Origin of the sequence: Sphingobium xenophagum, from assembly GCF_002288285.1 — a bacterium.
Classification (GTDB): domain Bacteria; phylum Pseudomonadota; class Alphaproteobacteria; order Sphingomonadales; family Sphingomonadaceae; genus Sphingobium; species Sphingobium xenophagum.
Genome location: NZ_CP022745.1, coordinates 230,243 through 243,910 on the forward strand (window position 1 = coordinate 230,243; position 13,668 = coordinate 243,910).

The 13,668-nt window shown below is 62.8% G+C and carries 15 protein-coding genes; 6 read left to right on the plus strand and 9 right to left on the minus strand.

The annotated features are described in order from the left end of the window. Window positions 1–164: 164 nt before the first annotated feature. From CJD35_RS01120 to CJD35_RS01130, 4 genes are all read right to left on the minus strand, one after another. Complete coding sequence (locus CJD35_RS01120; RefSeq protein ID WP_017184356.1) at window positions 165–446, minus strand: hypothetical protein; 282 nt, start codon at window positions 444–446, stop codon at window positions 165–167. Between the two features lie 52 nt (window positions 447–498). Beyond that, the gene (locus CJD35_RS01125; protein WP_086012017.1) at window positions 499–1,119 is read right to left on the minus strand and encodes a sigma-70 family RNA polymerase sigma factor; all 621 of its coding nucleotides are present in this window, start codon (window positions 1,117–1,119) and stop codon (window positions 499–501) included. A 167-nt stretch (window positions 1,120–1,286) separates the two neighbouring features. After that, complete coding sequence (locus tag CJD35_RS23350) at window positions 1,287–1,418, minus strand: hypothetical protein (protein WP_017184358.1); 132 nt, start codon at window positions 1,416–1,418, stop codon at window positions 1,287–1,289. Between the two features lie 81 nt (window positions 1,419–1,499). Further along, complete coding sequence (locus tag CJD35_RS01130; RefSeq protein WP_017184359.1) at window positions 1,500–2,291, minus strand: response regulator; 792 nt, start codon at window positions 2,289–2,291, stop codon at window positions 1,500–1,502. Window positions 2,292–2,664: 373 nt separating this feature from the next. Here CJD35_RS01130 and CJD35_RS22655 point away from each other — a divergent pair, with 373 nt between their 5' ends. Further along, entirely contained in the window at window positions 2,665–2,826 is a 162-nt protein-coding gene (locus tag CJD35_RS22655) for a NepR family anti-sigma factor (RefSeq protein ID WP_165418732.1), read from the plus strand. A 103-nt stretch (window positions 2,827–2,929) separates the two neighbouring features. Continuing rightward, window positions 2,930–4,441 carry a sensor histidine kinase gene (locus CJD35_RS01135; RefSeq protein ID WP_017184361.1) on the plus strand — a complete coding sequence of 504 codons (1,512 nt, stop codon included), beginning with the start codon at window positions 2,930–2,932 and terminating at the stop codon, window positions 4,439–4,441. A 62-nt stretch (window positions 4,442–4,503) separates the two neighbouring features. Here CJD35_RS01135 and tgt read toward each other — a convergent pair whose 3' ends face one another. After that, on the minus strand, window positions 4,504–5,634 hold the full coding sequence (gene tgt, locus CJD35_RS01140; protein ID WP_017184362.1) for a tRNA guanosine(34) transglycosylase Tgt: 1,131 nt from the start codon (window positions 5,632–5,634) through the stop codon (window positions 4,504–4,506). A gap of 39 nt (window positions 5,635–5,673) precedes the next feature. Beyond that, the gene (locus CJD35_RS01145) at window positions 5,674–5,853 is read right to left on the minus strand and encodes a hypothetical protein (protein ID WP_017184363.1); all 180 of its coding nucleotides are present in this window, start codon (window positions 5,851–5,853) and stop codon (window positions 5,674–5,676) included. A 237-nt stretch (window positions 5,854–6,090) separates the two neighbouring features. Here CJD35_RS01145 and CJD35_RS01150 point away from each other — a divergent pair, with 237 nt between their 5' ends. Next, window positions 6,091–7,053, plus strand: coding sequence for a crotonase/enoyl-CoA hydratase family protein (locus CJD35_RS01150; protein ID WP_026002618.1), 963 nt, complete (start codon window positions 6,091–6,093; stop codon window positions 7,051–7,053). A 20-nt stretch (window positions 7,054–7,073) separates the two neighbouring features. On the opposite strand, the gene CJD35_RS01155 is transcribed toward CJD35_RS01150, so the two are convergent. After that, complete coding sequence (locus CJD35_RS01155; RefSeq protein WP_095687176.1) at window positions 7,074–9,029, minus strand: putative bifunctional diguanylate cyclase/phosphodiesterase; 1,956 nt, start codon at window positions 9,027–9,029, stop codon at window positions 7,074–7,076. Window positions 9,030–9,221: 192 nt separating this feature from the next. On the opposite strand from CJD35_RS01155, the gene CJD35_RS01160 reads away from it, so the two are divergent. Beyond that, window positions 9,222–9,896, plus strand: coding sequence for a GNAT family N-acetyltransferase (locus tag CJD35_RS01160; protein ID WP_017184366.1), 675 nt, complete (start codon window positions 9,222–9,224; stop codon window positions 9,894–9,896). Between the two features lie 64 nt (window positions 9,897–9,960). Here the strand turns inward: CJD35_RS01160 and groL are convergent, their stop codons facing one another. Together groL and groES are read right to left on the minus strand one after the other, a co-directional pair. Next, entirely contained in the window at window positions 9,961–11,607 is a 1,647-nt protein-coding gene (gene groL / locus CJD35_RS01165) for a chaperonin GroEL (protein WP_017184367.1), read from the minus strand. 50 nt (window positions 11,608–11,657) lie between these two features. Then, window positions 11,658–11,945: a co-chaperone GroES gene (gene groES / locus CJD35_RS01170; RefSeq protein ID WP_007704439.1), complete on the minus strand. Its 288-nt coding sequence runs from the start codon at window positions 11,943–11,945 to the stop codon at window positions 11,658–11,660. Between the two features lie 327 nt (window positions 11,946–12,272). Here groES and CJD35_RS01175 point away from each other — a divergent pair, with 327 nt between their 5' ends. Continuing rightward, the gene (locus CJD35_RS01175; protein WP_017184369.1) at window positions 12,273–12,707 is read left to right on the plus strand and encodes a universal stress protein; all 435 of its coding nucleotides are present in this window, start codon (window positions 12,273–12,275) and stop codon (window positions 12,705–12,707) included. Window positions 12,708–12,780: 73 nt separating this feature from the next. After that, on the plus strand, window positions 12,781–13,650 hold the full coding sequence (gene yghU / locus CJD35_RS01180; RefSeq protein WP_017184370.1) for a glutathione-dependent disulfide-bond oxidoreductase: 870 nt from the start codon (window positions 12,781–12,783) through the stop codon (window positions 13,648–13,650). The last annotated feature ends 18 nt before the right edge of the window (window positions 13,651–13,668 follow it).

Consider the following 13,668-nt stretch of genomic DNA (forward strand, 5'->3'; position numbering starts at 1 on the left):
ATTATCGGCTCTTAAAAGCCTCGCCTTCGCCCCGATCGGCTCCGTCGCAGCATAATGGGCGCCCCCCGACTGTGAGAGGGAATGGCTTTGTGTGATGGGATTGGGGGTGGCGCGCGCGATGATTGCGCGCTCCAGCCGCTTTACAGTGTCAGCCTATCGCGCCGTTATTGATCCGCCGCTTTCGATCCGTTGCCGTCGCGTAATTTGTCCGCCGCATTTTTGGCCGCGTCGCCGACCAGCTTGGCCGCATCATCGACCGATTGCGCAGCGCTCGTCACGGCTTCAGCCTGGCGATCATCGCGACGATCGTTGGTCAGATAGAAAAAACCGATGGCCAAAATCAGCGCGAGCGCAACCAGCGCAAACACGACCCCGCTGCCACGCGATGGCTCGGTGGTGGTGAAATGAGTCGGCGGATCGTCCCGTTCTAAAGGGGTATCGCCCATATTGCGTCTCCTTATGCGAGCTACAACGGGCAAGGTCGGGCGATCGTTCCGGTCAGTCCTCCAGCGGGCCATGATCGCGGCCCCGGCTGAGCCGATCAACATCATCCATGATTTCGTCCAGCACCGCCGTTTCGGTCGTTTCCTGGCTGCGGCGCGATGGCAATTCCCCGCTTTCGAGGATCTGCTCCAGCGCGGCGCGACCGCGGGCCACGCGGCTCTTGATCGTACCGACGGCGACGCCGCAAATTTCGGCGGCTTCCTCATAGGCGAAACCGCCAGCGCCCACCAGGATCAGCGCCTCGCGCTGCGGCTGGGGTAGCTGTAGCAGGGCGCGCTGCATGTCGCTCAGTTCGACATGCTTGTCCTGCGACGCAGGTGCCGCAAGGATGCGATCGGCGGTCAGGTCGTCCCAATCGCCACGAAAGCGCGAACGGCGCATTTGCGACAGATAATGATTGCGCAGGATGATGAAGGTCCAGGCGCGCATGTTGGTGCCAGCCTGAAAGCGCTGCCGCGCAGCCCAGGCCTTCAACAGGGTTTCCTGCACCAGATCGTCCGCCGTATCGCGGTTGCCCGATAGCGACCGGCCAAAAGCGCGCAGATGCGGAATGACCGCGGCAAGCTCACGCTTGAAGTCGGCGTCCGACAGTGGCGCCCGGTCTTCGGCCGACATAATCTCTGCGCCGATAGCGTCGTGGCTGTCGCCAACATGATCAGTCATGGGTACGCCCCCCTTGCTGGTTGCCGTCCTCATCCCATGAACCGACATCGTCAAAGCCATAAATGCGCCCGCATCCTAAATCATGTGCCGTCAAAAAGCAGTTTCCGCAATCCGCGCCGTCAGCGCCAGAGAACGAAGAGCATCACGATGACGGCGAGTGCCAGCGAAATACCCAGCACATACCGCACGACATGCTCCGTCGACCCGCTGCGCGCGTCTTCGGTCGCGATATGCTTTTCAGGTTCAACCATTGCCCGTCTCCCGATCGTTACGCCTCATTAACGCCAGCGATGATCGGGAGTTCCAACATTGCGTCATAAAGGCGGCGCCGTTCAGGCCGGCGCGGTCGCCTCGTCAAAGAATAAAGCCTGCGAAATCGCTGCCTTGACGGTCGATCGCTGGAACGGCTTGGTGATCAGGAAGGTCGGTTCGGGCCGTTCGCCCGTCAGCAGCCGTTCCGGGAAAGCGGTGATGAAGATGACCGGCACGGAGAATTCGGCAAGAATGTCCTTCACTGCGTCAATGCCGCTGCTGTCGTCGGCGAGCTGAATGTCCGCCAGCACCAGCCCCGGACGATCGGCCAGCGCTTCACGCACCGCATCCTCCGCCGTTACGGCAATGGCGGTAACGTCATGCCCCAGATCGCGGACGATGGTTTCGATGTCCATCGCGATGATCGGCTCATCCTCGATGATCAGCACCTTGGCGCGTGTCTGCGCCTCGATCTCGCCCAGCGCCTCTTCGACCAGCGCTTCCACATCGGCGCTGCTCATGTCGATCAGATAGGCCACATCGTCGACGGTGAAGCCTTCCAGCGCAGTCAGCAGCAAAGCCTGACGCGGCAGCGGGGTCAGGCGGGCAAGGCGCGCCTGCGCAATCGCTTCGCGGCTGCCGCCGACCGACATCGGAATATCTTCCAGATGCGAAGAGGACCAGATGGCGTGGAAGGTACGATACAGGCCCAGACGAGGATCGACGTCGGACGGAAATTCCTCCGGCGCGGCGACGATCGCTTCCAGCGTCGCACGGACATAGGTGTCGCCATGTGCCTGGCTGCCAGTCAACGCACGAGCGTAGCGCCGCAGGAACGGAAGATGGGGGTGCAATTGCTGTCCAAGCGACATCGTCAAATCTTCTCCCTGCCCAAAATGGGCGTAAAATCCCGAAGCATCGGTGCCTGCCTATGGCGGCATGGGAAAGGATGGAATGTCACTGCCGTCATGGCAACCCCCTGCCCCCAAACATAGCCAAAAGCGCGGCCGTAGAAAAAATGCTTCACTCGCCGGAACCATCAACGGGCAGATTTGTTTCGCAGCCATATGGATTTTTCGATTTTATCGTGAATTTTGTATCAATCGCGTAGAACGGCGAATTGACGTTCTATAAGAATCCCGCAAATACGGGCAGACTGGCGTGTCGGATATTGCTTCAGAGGGGCTCATTTTGGTTTCTTCATCGACGGAACGTAAGGCGGCGGGAGGGGGCAAGCCAGATGGCGTGACCAGCCCGGACAGCGGCCAACCTGCCGCTTCGTCACGCCGCAAGCGTGCCCCCAAGGAAGATGGCCATGTGTCCCAGGCGCTCCGCACCGTGTATCAGCGCGCTGTAGATGAAGATATTCCCTCCGAAATGCTCGACCTGCTGAGCAAGCTGGACTGATACAGCCATGAACGGGGGCAGCCTTCCTCCGGCCGCCCGCACCGGAGCCGCCCGATTGCCGGGCGTGCCGTTTGCCGGTCTGCTCCGGTCAACAGGCGTCAAGATGTTCCTCATCCTGACGCTGGCCCTTTTGCCGCTGGGGCTGATCGCGCTGATCGCCTCGCTTCAGGCGATCCGCACCGCCGATCTTGAAAAGGACGCCCTGCTCCGCGTCGCGGTGACGCAGAGTGCGCGCAAGCTGACGGCGGATCTGCTATCGGACCGGACGGCACTGGAACTGACCGTCAACACCCTAGCCAACGACAGTAGCGATCAGAGTATCTGCCAGCGGCTGGAGCTTTTCCTGACCTCGCATGACCGCGATGGCGGGCTGTTTTACATCTACGACCGGCGCGGCAAGCGCCTGTGCGGATCAGCCGCGCCCGAACCGGCTGGCATCGTCTTTGGCGCCCGCTTCAAAGGCAGGGCTGCGCAACTCCTGCCCGCATCGAACGTCCTGGTCAGCCGGGTCCGCAGCCGCAATGGCAAGCTGGTCGGCCTTGCCTATTATTCGCAGGCCCATCTCGAAAGCGTCGCCGATCCTGCAACCGCCTTGCAGAACCGGCAGCTCACCCTGCGGCAGGGCGACGCGCGCATGGTCATCAGCCGGCCCGGCGGCGCGCAGATCGCTGGCCGCGCCAGCAGCCTGTCGGCGCGGCTCGACCCGCCCGACATGGTGCTGACCATGACGGTGCGCGATCCGCCGGCGACCCTGGCGCGGTTGCTCTCGCTTTTCCTGCCGCTCGTCATGTGGTTTGCGGCGGCGGCGGTCGGCTGGTTCGTCGTCAATCGCCTGTTGATCCGCCCGCTGGTGCTGCTGCGCCGTTCGGTTGCGGCCTATCATCCGGGCGAAGTGCTGGAGCCGCTGCAAAAGGTGCGCACCCCGGCGCAGGAAATTGTCGCGCTGGGCGAAACCTTCCGCGAAATCAGCGAAGATGTCGCCACCCATGAAGCGGAAATGGCGCAGGGACTGGAAACACAGCGCAAGCTGACCCGTGAAGTGCATCATCGGGTGAAGAACAACCTCCAGATCATCGCCAGCCTGATCAACCTGCACGCCCGATCGGCCCATGATCCCGAAGCGGTCGAAGCCTATGCCTCGATCCAGCGGCGGGTCGATGCGCTTTCGGTCGTCCACCGCAATCATTTCGCGGAACTGGAGGATAATCGCGGCGTGGGCGTGCGCCCGCTGATCAGCGAATTGTCCGCCAGCCTGCGCGGCACAGCGCCCGCGCAGGCGCGCCGCTTCGGCATTCAGATCGACGCGGACGACCTGCATATCAGTCAGGATGTTGCGGTGCCGATCGCCTTCCTGCTGACCGAACTGGTCGAACTGGCGATGATGCTGGACCCCCAAGGCACGATGCGGATCGCGGTACGGGCGGTGGCGGATCGCGACGATCGTGCGCTGCTGAGCGTCCGGTCGCACGGGCTGCGCGGATCGGACGCGATGACGGTCCATCTGGCCGAACGCTATGGCCGGGTACTGACCGGCCTGTCGCGCCAGCTCCGCGCGCCGCTGGACCATGATGCCGAAGAGGGCGGCTACAAGATCGAGATCAGCGTCATCCCCTGAAGCGCGAAAACCTCACTTCCCCCGTTCGTTTCGAACGGAGGTTGGGGGGTATGACCCATCGCTCAGGCGCGTTGGTAGTCGCGGCGGAAATCGGCGGCGAAGGCAGCGAATTGCCCGGCCGCGATCGCATCGCGGATCGCCTGCATCAGCGACTGGTAGAAATGGATATTGTGCTGCGTCATCAGCATCGCGCCCAGCATTTCCCCCGCCTTCACCAGATGATGGAGATAGGCGCGGCTCCAGGTCGTGCAGACCGGGCAGGTACAGCGCGGATCGAGCGGCCCTGTATCTTCGGCAAAGCGCGCATTGCGGATGTTGAGCGGTCCCGCCCAGGTAAAGGCCTGTCCGTTACGGCCCGACCGGGTCGGCAACACGCAATCGAACATGTCGATGCCGCGCTCCACCGCCCCGACAATATCGTCGGGTTTGCCCACGCCCATCAGATAGCGCGGCTTGTCCTGCGGCAGCATGTCCGGCGCGAAATCCAGCGTGGCGAACATCGCCTGCTGCCCTTCCCCCACCGCAAGGCCGCCCACGGCATAGCCGTCAAAGCCGATGTCGATCAGTTGCTGGGCCGATTGCCGCCTTAACCCTTCGTCCAGCGATCCCTGCTGGATGCCGAACAGGGCCGCACGTTCCGCATGATCGCCGCCAGCGTCAAAGCCGTCGCGCGAACGTTTCGCCCAGCGCATCGATCGCTCCATCGAGCGCGCCGCCTCGTCATGGGTGCAGCCGTTTTTCGTGCATTCGTCGAACGCCATCACGATGTCGCTGTCCAGCAACCGCTGGATTTCCATCGACCGTTCCGGGGTCAGCATATGCTTGGACCCGTCGATATGGCTGGAAAAGGCGACGCCCTGCTCGCTCATCTTGGTCAGTGCGGACAGGCTCATCACCTGATAGCCGCCGCTGTCGGTCAGGATCGGCCGGTCCCAGCCCATGAAACCGTGCAGGCCGCCCAGCCGCGCCATACGCTCCGCGCCAGGACGCAGCATCAGATGATAGGTGTTGCCCAATATGATGTCCGCCCCGGTCGCGCGCACTTCGGCCGGGCGCATCGCCTTGACCGTGGCGGCGGTGCCCACCGGCATGAAGGCGGGCGTACGGATCTCGCCGCGCCGCATCTGGATAGCGCCAGTGCGCGCCTTGCCGTCAGTGGCGGCGATGGAAAAGGAAAAACGGGGCTGGGTCACGCGCGCCGTTTATGAGCGAACGGGCGCTGGCACAAGGGTTCAGCCCGCCTTGCGCACACCTTCAAACAGCATCAGCGCATCGACGTTGAAGCCTTCGACCCGGCGATAGGGACCGATGAAGCGCAGGCAGTCCGCCGACAGGCGCAACGGCCATGCCGCACCCGTCGCATCGTGGAGGGCCAGCGTGACAAATTTGGAGTCCTGATCGCGGTCGTTCATTCGACCGTTGCTAATTAATAAAGGTTAACAAAGGCCTGAGCGGCGATCAACAGAGGCCATGGCAGGTCGTTTTGTTGCATTTCCACCACAGCGAGTCGCATTCGGGCCGATTTGTGACGACGCGTTTGCAACAGTGCTGAGCAAAAATAGTTAACGCTCTGTTCATTGATGGAGGGTTCATTGCATCCTCCCTGCGAGCCTGTTCTGTTCAGTCGTAATAGAAAAACGGGGACGCACATGATTGATTCAGGACGGTTTAATCCGGCAAGGGACGTGGTCGAGACCGCGAGTGAGGAGCATTTTGCGCCTGACACCGATCAACCCGCCTTTTCCGTAGCGGAAATTGCGGTTCCAACCAGCCGCTCCACCCTGTTCGATCTGGGCCAGATCGACGTGCGCTGGGACGAGGAGCTGGCGACATTGTGGGCCTTCATGACTCCGCATGAACGGCCTAATTCCAATCTTGGCCTGATTCGCGACACGATGGCGTGGCAGCGCGAAAGCAAGCGCGTCTATGGCGGTGCCGACGGCAGCGGCCGCGACGGTCCGCTTAAATTCATGGTATTGGGGTCACGCTTTCCCGGCGTGTTCAACCTGGGCGGCGATCTGGAGATGTTCGCCGAGTGCATCCAGCGCCGCGACCGCGCCACCCTGCTCAGCTATGGCGTCGCCTGTTGCGAGATCGTCGATCGCATCTGGCACTGCAACGACATGAGCATCATCAATATCGGTCTGGCGCAGGGCGACGCGCTGGGTGGCGGGCTGGAGGCGCTGATGTGCTTCGACGTCATCATTGCCGAGCGTCAGGCCAAGTTCGGCCTGCCCGAAGTGCTGTTCGGCCTGTTCCCCGGCATGGGCGCCTATTCGATATTGTCGCGGCGCGTCGGCCCGGTGCTGGCGCGCGAGATGATTGCCGAGGGGCGCATCTACAGCGCGGACGAGATGTGCGAGATGGGCATCGTCGCCAAGGTCGTCGAAACGGGCGAGGGCGAGGCGGCGACCGCGCAATGGATTCGCGACCATCGCGCCCATCACGCCGGTTATGTCGGCATCAACCGGGCGGGTCGGCGGGTCAATCCGCTGACATTGGCCGAACTGACCGATATTGTCGAAACATGGACGGACACGGCGCTATCCCTGTCCGACCGCGACCTGCGGATGATGCGTCGGCTGGCGTCGGCGCAGACCAAGCTGCGCTGAAGCAGCCCTGCGGCGGCGGGTCAGGCCTGCCGCTGCGGCCGCTTGCGGATGACGGGGTCGGGGCGCTCGGCCCCTTCCAGCGGGCCGGCGGCAATCATTTCCGCAACGCGCTCGCTCGTCACCGGGCGACTGAACAAATAACCCTGCACGTTGGTAAAGCCAGCCTCGCGCGCATGAAGTAGCTGATCGGGCGTTTCGATCCCTTCGGCCACCGTGTCCATCGCCAGATCCCGCGCCAGATTGCCGATCGCGCGCACGATCGCCCGATCCTCCGCATTGGAACTGACCCCGGCCATGAAGCTCTGGTCCACCTTGAGCGTGTCGAACCGATAGGAACGCAAATAGGAAAGCGAACTATAGCCGGTGCCGAAATCGTCGAGCGCCAGCCGCAGGCCGATGCGCTGCAATTCGCGCAGGATCGTGTTGGTCTGGCCGCTGTCGTCCAGGAAGATCGATTCGGTGACTTCCAGTTCCAGCCGCCGGGCCGGTAGCCCCGTCTCCAGCAGCGCCGCAATGACATTGCCGGGCAGCTCGTGCGACTTGAGCGAGGCGAGCGAGATGTTGATGGCGATGCGTACCTCGCCCGGCCAGGAGGCCGCAGCGATACAGGCTTCGCGCAGCACCCAGCCGGTCATCGCCTCGATCATGCCCATGCTTTCGGCGATCGGGATGAATTCGCCGGGCGAAATCGGTCCCAGCACCGGATGATCCCAGCGCAGCAGCGCCTCGCAAGCGTCGATATGGCCGCTTTCCAGATCGACGATCGGCTGGAAGAGCAATTTGAGTTCGTTGGTCTCCAGCGCGCGGCGCAGCCCGGTTTCAACCTCATGGACACGGTTGAAGCGTTCCTTGAGCGACCAGTTGAAGCTGGATGCGCGGTTGCGCCCTTCCCGCTTGGCTTCATAGAGTGCGAGGTCCGCATGCTGCATCAACTCGTCCATGTCGCGCCCATCCTGCGGCGCGACCGCAATGCCGATGGACGCGGTCACCTGGAGATGATTGTCGGACAGGTCGAAGCCATGGCCGAAATAGGTGATGATTTCCTGCGCGATCGCCGCTGCGGTCACCCTGTCGGTATCGGGGCAGATGATGACAAATTCGTCGCCGCCAAAGCGCGCGATCCGGCCCCGGCCCTGCACGACTTCGTCCAGCCGCTCCGCCACGGCGCGCAGCAACTGGTCGCCGACCATATGGCCCAGCGAATCGTTGATTTCCTTGAACCGGTCGACATCCATCCACAGGATCGCCACGGCGTCATTGCGCTTCTGGCTGGTTTCGAAGATGTCGCGCAGCCGCATCTGCATCGCCATGCGGTTTTCAAGGCCGGTCAGGCTGTCGAAGCGCGCGAGTCGCTCGAATTTTTCAGCGAGCAGCGATTTGTCACGCTTGCCGATCAGCGCCTGGACGACGATTCGGTGCGTGGTCGAACTGATTTCGGCAAGGCCCAGCACCATGGCGACCATGGCGATCGACAGGACACGATAGCCGGTCGATCCTTCCATCCACAGCCCGGTCGCGGTCGGCAGCAGGGCCAGGCACACCTGCCCGATGGCGATCTGGACGCGGCCTGCATTGCGGCCGGAGATGCCGCCGGCATAGCCCGTCGCCATCGACACGCTGAGCATGTGGATGACCGGATTGCCCGATCCGATCAGGGTGACAAAGCCCATCAGCCCCAGCAACCCGGCATAGGCCCAGGCGCCCAGCTCATAGGCCAATTCCCAGTTGCGCGAGGCTACGGCGGTGCCGCGAACCAGCTGGCGATGAAAGAAAATGGCGGAAACGACGCGAAGTGCGGCAACGACGCACACGGCGATGACGACCGCGTGGATCGCGGCAAAATCGCTCAGGCTGCTGATGGCGATCCCCACGGCGGTGCCGGTGGCCGCGCCAATGGTCAGGGATGCAGGAGACGCATAAAGGGATTCGACCAGGCTCTGCCGCACGTCGGCTTCCTGCCCCGTCCGCTGCGCCATGCGCTTTTCCAGCAATGTCCTCAAAGCGCGCAAATTGGCGGGTCTCCGGTTCCCTGACCCGGTGTCGCATTTTCCCTTTATTTTTTGGTTAATACCGCAGCAGCAGAGACAGAAAGGGAGATGCGCGGCTTGAACGGGCCAGTCGGGCTGATATGCCACCCGCATCTTAGCCCGTAGCCTGGAGCCTGCCCGATGCACCTGCTTGATCGCCCCGTCTGGCACGCGCTTCGCAGCGGTTGGGCGGCGCTGGCGCAGGGCGATGGAGACGCGCTGCGGATCGATCCCGCTTATGGCCCCTTTGCGGCGAGCGCGGATGACGATGCGGACAGGCTGACCGCACTGGCGGCGCTGGCGACGGGCGAGAGCGAAATGTGGCTGGTCGGGCAGGATGTCGCGGTCGCGCCGCCGGGCATGACCATCGCGCGGACCGCGACGCTGGCGCAGATGGTTGCCAAGGAGGTCATCCCTGCCCCCGCCCCGCCGTTTGAGTGGAAGGTGCTGGACGAAGGCGATGCGGCGGATATGCGCGCGCTGTCGCTGTTGACACGGCCCGGCCCCTTCGGCCCGCTGACCCACAGGCTGGGCCGCTTCGTGGGGGTACGCGACCATGGGCAACTGGTCGCCATGGCAGGCGAGCGCATGCGCCTGCCCGGCTTTACGGAGGTCAGCGGCGTCTGCACCCACCCCGATTTTCGCGGACGGGGCCTGGCGGGCGCATTGATGCGGATCGTCATGCAGGCAATGCTGGACCGGGGCGAGACGCCCTTCCTGCACGCCTATGCCGCCCATGACCGGACGATCGCGCTCTATGAGACGCTGGGCTTTGCAGTGCGCGCGCGACTGCCGATGACGGTGCTGGTGCGCTGACCCATGAAAAAGGCCGGTGGATCGCTCCACCGGCCTCTTTGTTGTCATAGCGAGAGCGTTGGACTTAGAAGTCCATGCCGCCCATGCCGCCCATGCCGCCGCCGGGCATGCCCATCGGCGCCTTGTCGTCGGCAGGCACTTCGGAGATCGCCGCTTCGGTGGTGATCAGCAGGCCAGCAACCGATGCCGCGTCCTGCAGGGCCGCACGAACGACCTTGGTCGGATCGATCACGCCGGCTTCCACCAGGTTTTCATAGACGTCGGTCGAAGCGTTGAAGCCACGGGTCTCGTCATTTTCGCGCAGCAGGTTGCCGGCAACCACGGCACCGTCAACGCCCGCATTCTGGGCGATCTGGCGCAGCGGCGCTTCGATCGCCTTGCGGATGATGTCGATACCACGGGTCTGGTCGTCGTTCGCGCCCTTCATGCCGGCCAAAGTCTTGGTGGCATAGAGGAGAGCGGTGCCGCCACCGGGGACGATGCCTTCTTCAACGGCCGCACGGGTGGCGTGCAGGGCGTCGTCGACGCGGTCCTTGCGTTCCTTGACTTCGACTTCCGAAGCGCCGCCAACCTTGATGACGGCAACGCCGCCAGCCAGCTTGGCCAGGCGTTCCTGGAGCTTTTCACGGTCATAGTCCGAGGTGGTGTTCTCGATCTGCTGACGGATCTGGTCGGTGCGGCCCTTGATCGAGTCATGGTCGCCAGCGCCATCGACGATGACGGTGTTGTCCTTGTCGATGGTGACGCGCTTGGCCGTGCCGAGCATCGCCAGCGTGACGTTTTCCAGCTTGATGCCCAGATCTTCCGAGATCACTTCGCCCTTGGTCAGGACAGCGATATCTTCCAGCATCGCCTTGCGACGATCGCCAAAGCCAGGCGCCTTGACCGCTGCGACCTTCAGGCCACCGCGCAGCTTGTTGACGACCAGGGTCGCCAGCGCTTCGCCTTCAATGTCTTCGGCGATGATCAGCAGGGGGCGACCCGACTGAACGACCGCTTCGAGGATCGGCAGGATCGACTGGAGGTTGCTGAGCTTCTTTTCGTGGATCAGAATGTACGGATCAGCCAGCTCTACAGCCATCTTTTCCGGGTTCGTCACGAAATAGGGCGACAGATAGCCACGGTCGAACTGCATGCCTTCGACGACGTCCAGCTCGAATTCGAGACCCTTGGCTTCTTCAACCGTGATCACGCCTTCCTTGCCGACGCGCTCCATGGCTTCGGCGATCTTTTCGCCAACCACGGTGTCGCCATTGGCCGAGATGATGCCGACCTGGGCGATTTCCTTGGTCCCGGCGACGGGCTTGGAACGGGCCTTGAGGTCTTCGACAACCTTGATGACGGCCAGATCGATACCGCGCTTCAGGTCCATCGGGTTCATGCCGGCGGCAACCGACTTCATGCCTTCGCGGACGATAGCCTGCGCCAGAACGGTCGCAGTGGTCGTGCCGTCACCGGCGATGTCGTTGGTCTTGGACGCGACTTCGCGCACCATCTGGGCGCCCATATTCTCGAACTTGTCCTTCAGTTCGATTTCCTTGGCGACGCTGACGCCGTCCTTGGTGATGCGGGGCGCGCCAAAGCTCTTGTCGATGACGACGTTGCGGCCCTTGGGGCCCAGGGTCACCTTGACCGCGTCGGCCAGGATGTCGACACCGCGCAGGATGCGCTCACGGGCGTCGCGGGAAAATTTTACGTCTTTTGCAGCCATGGGAAAAACCCTCTTTCTTGCAAATGGGAATAGTCAGGAAAAGGATCGGGTTAGGCGACAACGCCCAGAATGTCCGATTCCTTCATGATCAGCAGGTCTTCACCGTCGACCTTGACTTCGGTGCCCGACCACTTGCCGAACAGGACGCGATCGCCAGCCTTGACGTCGAGCGGGGTAACCTTGCCATCTTCAGCCTTCGAGCCGGTGCCGACGGACACGATCTCGCCTTCCTGCGGCTTTTCCTTGGCGGTGTCGGGGATGATGATGCCACCGGCGGTCTTAGCTTCCGCTTCGATGCGGCGGACGAGAACACGGTCGTGCAATGGACGAAATGCCATGTTGATTGCCTTTCCCTTCTGTTTGGGATCGGTCCGGCGCGCGATCCGGGGATGAATCCCCCCGAAAACCGCACTCGCCTTATCCTGCTCCCGATAAACTGCGTCGCTGTTAGCACTCATTGAAGGAGAGTGCTAGCGCGCCCTCATATGGTGCAACCAAAAGGCGGGTCAAGGATTAGTAGCGAAATTTTCGCGGTGATTTTTTCGGCCGACATTTCCCGTCTGTTGCGCATTCCGGCGAGATATGTCGCCAGCGCATTCTTTGATGGCGGTCGCATCGCTTTTCCGCCGTCCTCGTTGTCTAGTCATAACAGGAAAGGACAGAGGATGCATTTCGGCACAATCGTCGTCGCGGTCGACATCAACGATCCGGACAATGCAAAGGCCGCCATCGCTAGGGCTGCCGCCATCGCCGGGCCGCAGGGGAAGCTGCACCTGCTCAACGTGCGCTACCACCTGCCATCGCGCTATTCCGATCTGCTGGTCGGCGATTTCGATCAGCGGGAGGAGGATGAGGCCATGGCCGCGATGCGGCAATGGTCCATGCAGGCCGGACTGACCGAAGAGCAGGTCAGTTTTTCGACCCGGCGCGGCAGGGTGCGCGATGAAGTCATCAGTGAAGCGGAACGAACCGGCGCGGATCTGATCATCATCGGATCGCATCAGCCATCCATGTCGTCGAAGCTGCTGGGATCGAACGCGTCGGCCATCGTCCATCAGTCGCCGGTCAGCGTGCTGGTGGTGCGACATAGCGGCGGATAGAAAGGCGCAGCGGTTGCGGCACGGCGCATGGCTTCCTACCTCCCGCGCGTAGAACAAGCTGGAGCCTGCGCGCATGACCGACACCTATACCCCCCCTGCCGTCTGGACGTGGGACAAGGCCAATGGCGGCCAGTTCGCCAATATCAACCGGCCCATTGCGGGCGCCACCCATGACAAGGATCTGCCGGTGGGGCAGCATCCCCTGCAACTCTATTCGCTGGCGACGCCCAACGGGCAGAAGGTCACGATCCTGCTGGAGGAATTGCTGGCGGCGGGGTTCAGCGCCGCCGAATATGATGCCTGGCTGATCAGGATCAGCGATGGCGACCAGTTTTCCAGCGGCTTTGTCGCGGTCAATCCCAACAGCAAGATCCCGGCGCTGATGGACCATAGCGTTTCCCCGCCGCAGCGCGTGTTCGAATCCGGCGCGATCCTGCTTTACCTTGCCGAAAAATTCGGTGCCTTCCTGCCGACCGATCCGGCCAAGCGCACGGCAGCGCTCAGCTGGCTGTTCTGGCAGATGGGCAGCGCGCCGCTGCTGGGTGGCGGCTTTGGCCATTTCTACGCCTATGCGCCGGAAAAATACGAATATCCGATCAACCGCTACGCGATGGAAGTGAAACGGCAACTCGATGTGCTGGACCGGCATCTGGCGGACAATGACTATATGGCGGGCGATGAATATAGCATCGCCGACATGGCCATCTGGCCATGGTATGGCGGCGTTGTGCTGGGCCGCGCCTATGATGCGGCCGAGTTTCTGGACGCGGGCAGCTATACCCATGTCCTGCGCTGGGCCAGGCAGATCGACGCCCGCCCGGCGGTGGCGCGCGGACGGATCGTCAACAAGACAAGCGGCCCGCTGAACGAGCAACTGCACGAGCGTCACGACGCGGGCGACTTTGCAACCAGGACGCAGGACAAGGTGGAGGGGGCGGCCTAAGCCCCCTCGCCTACCCCC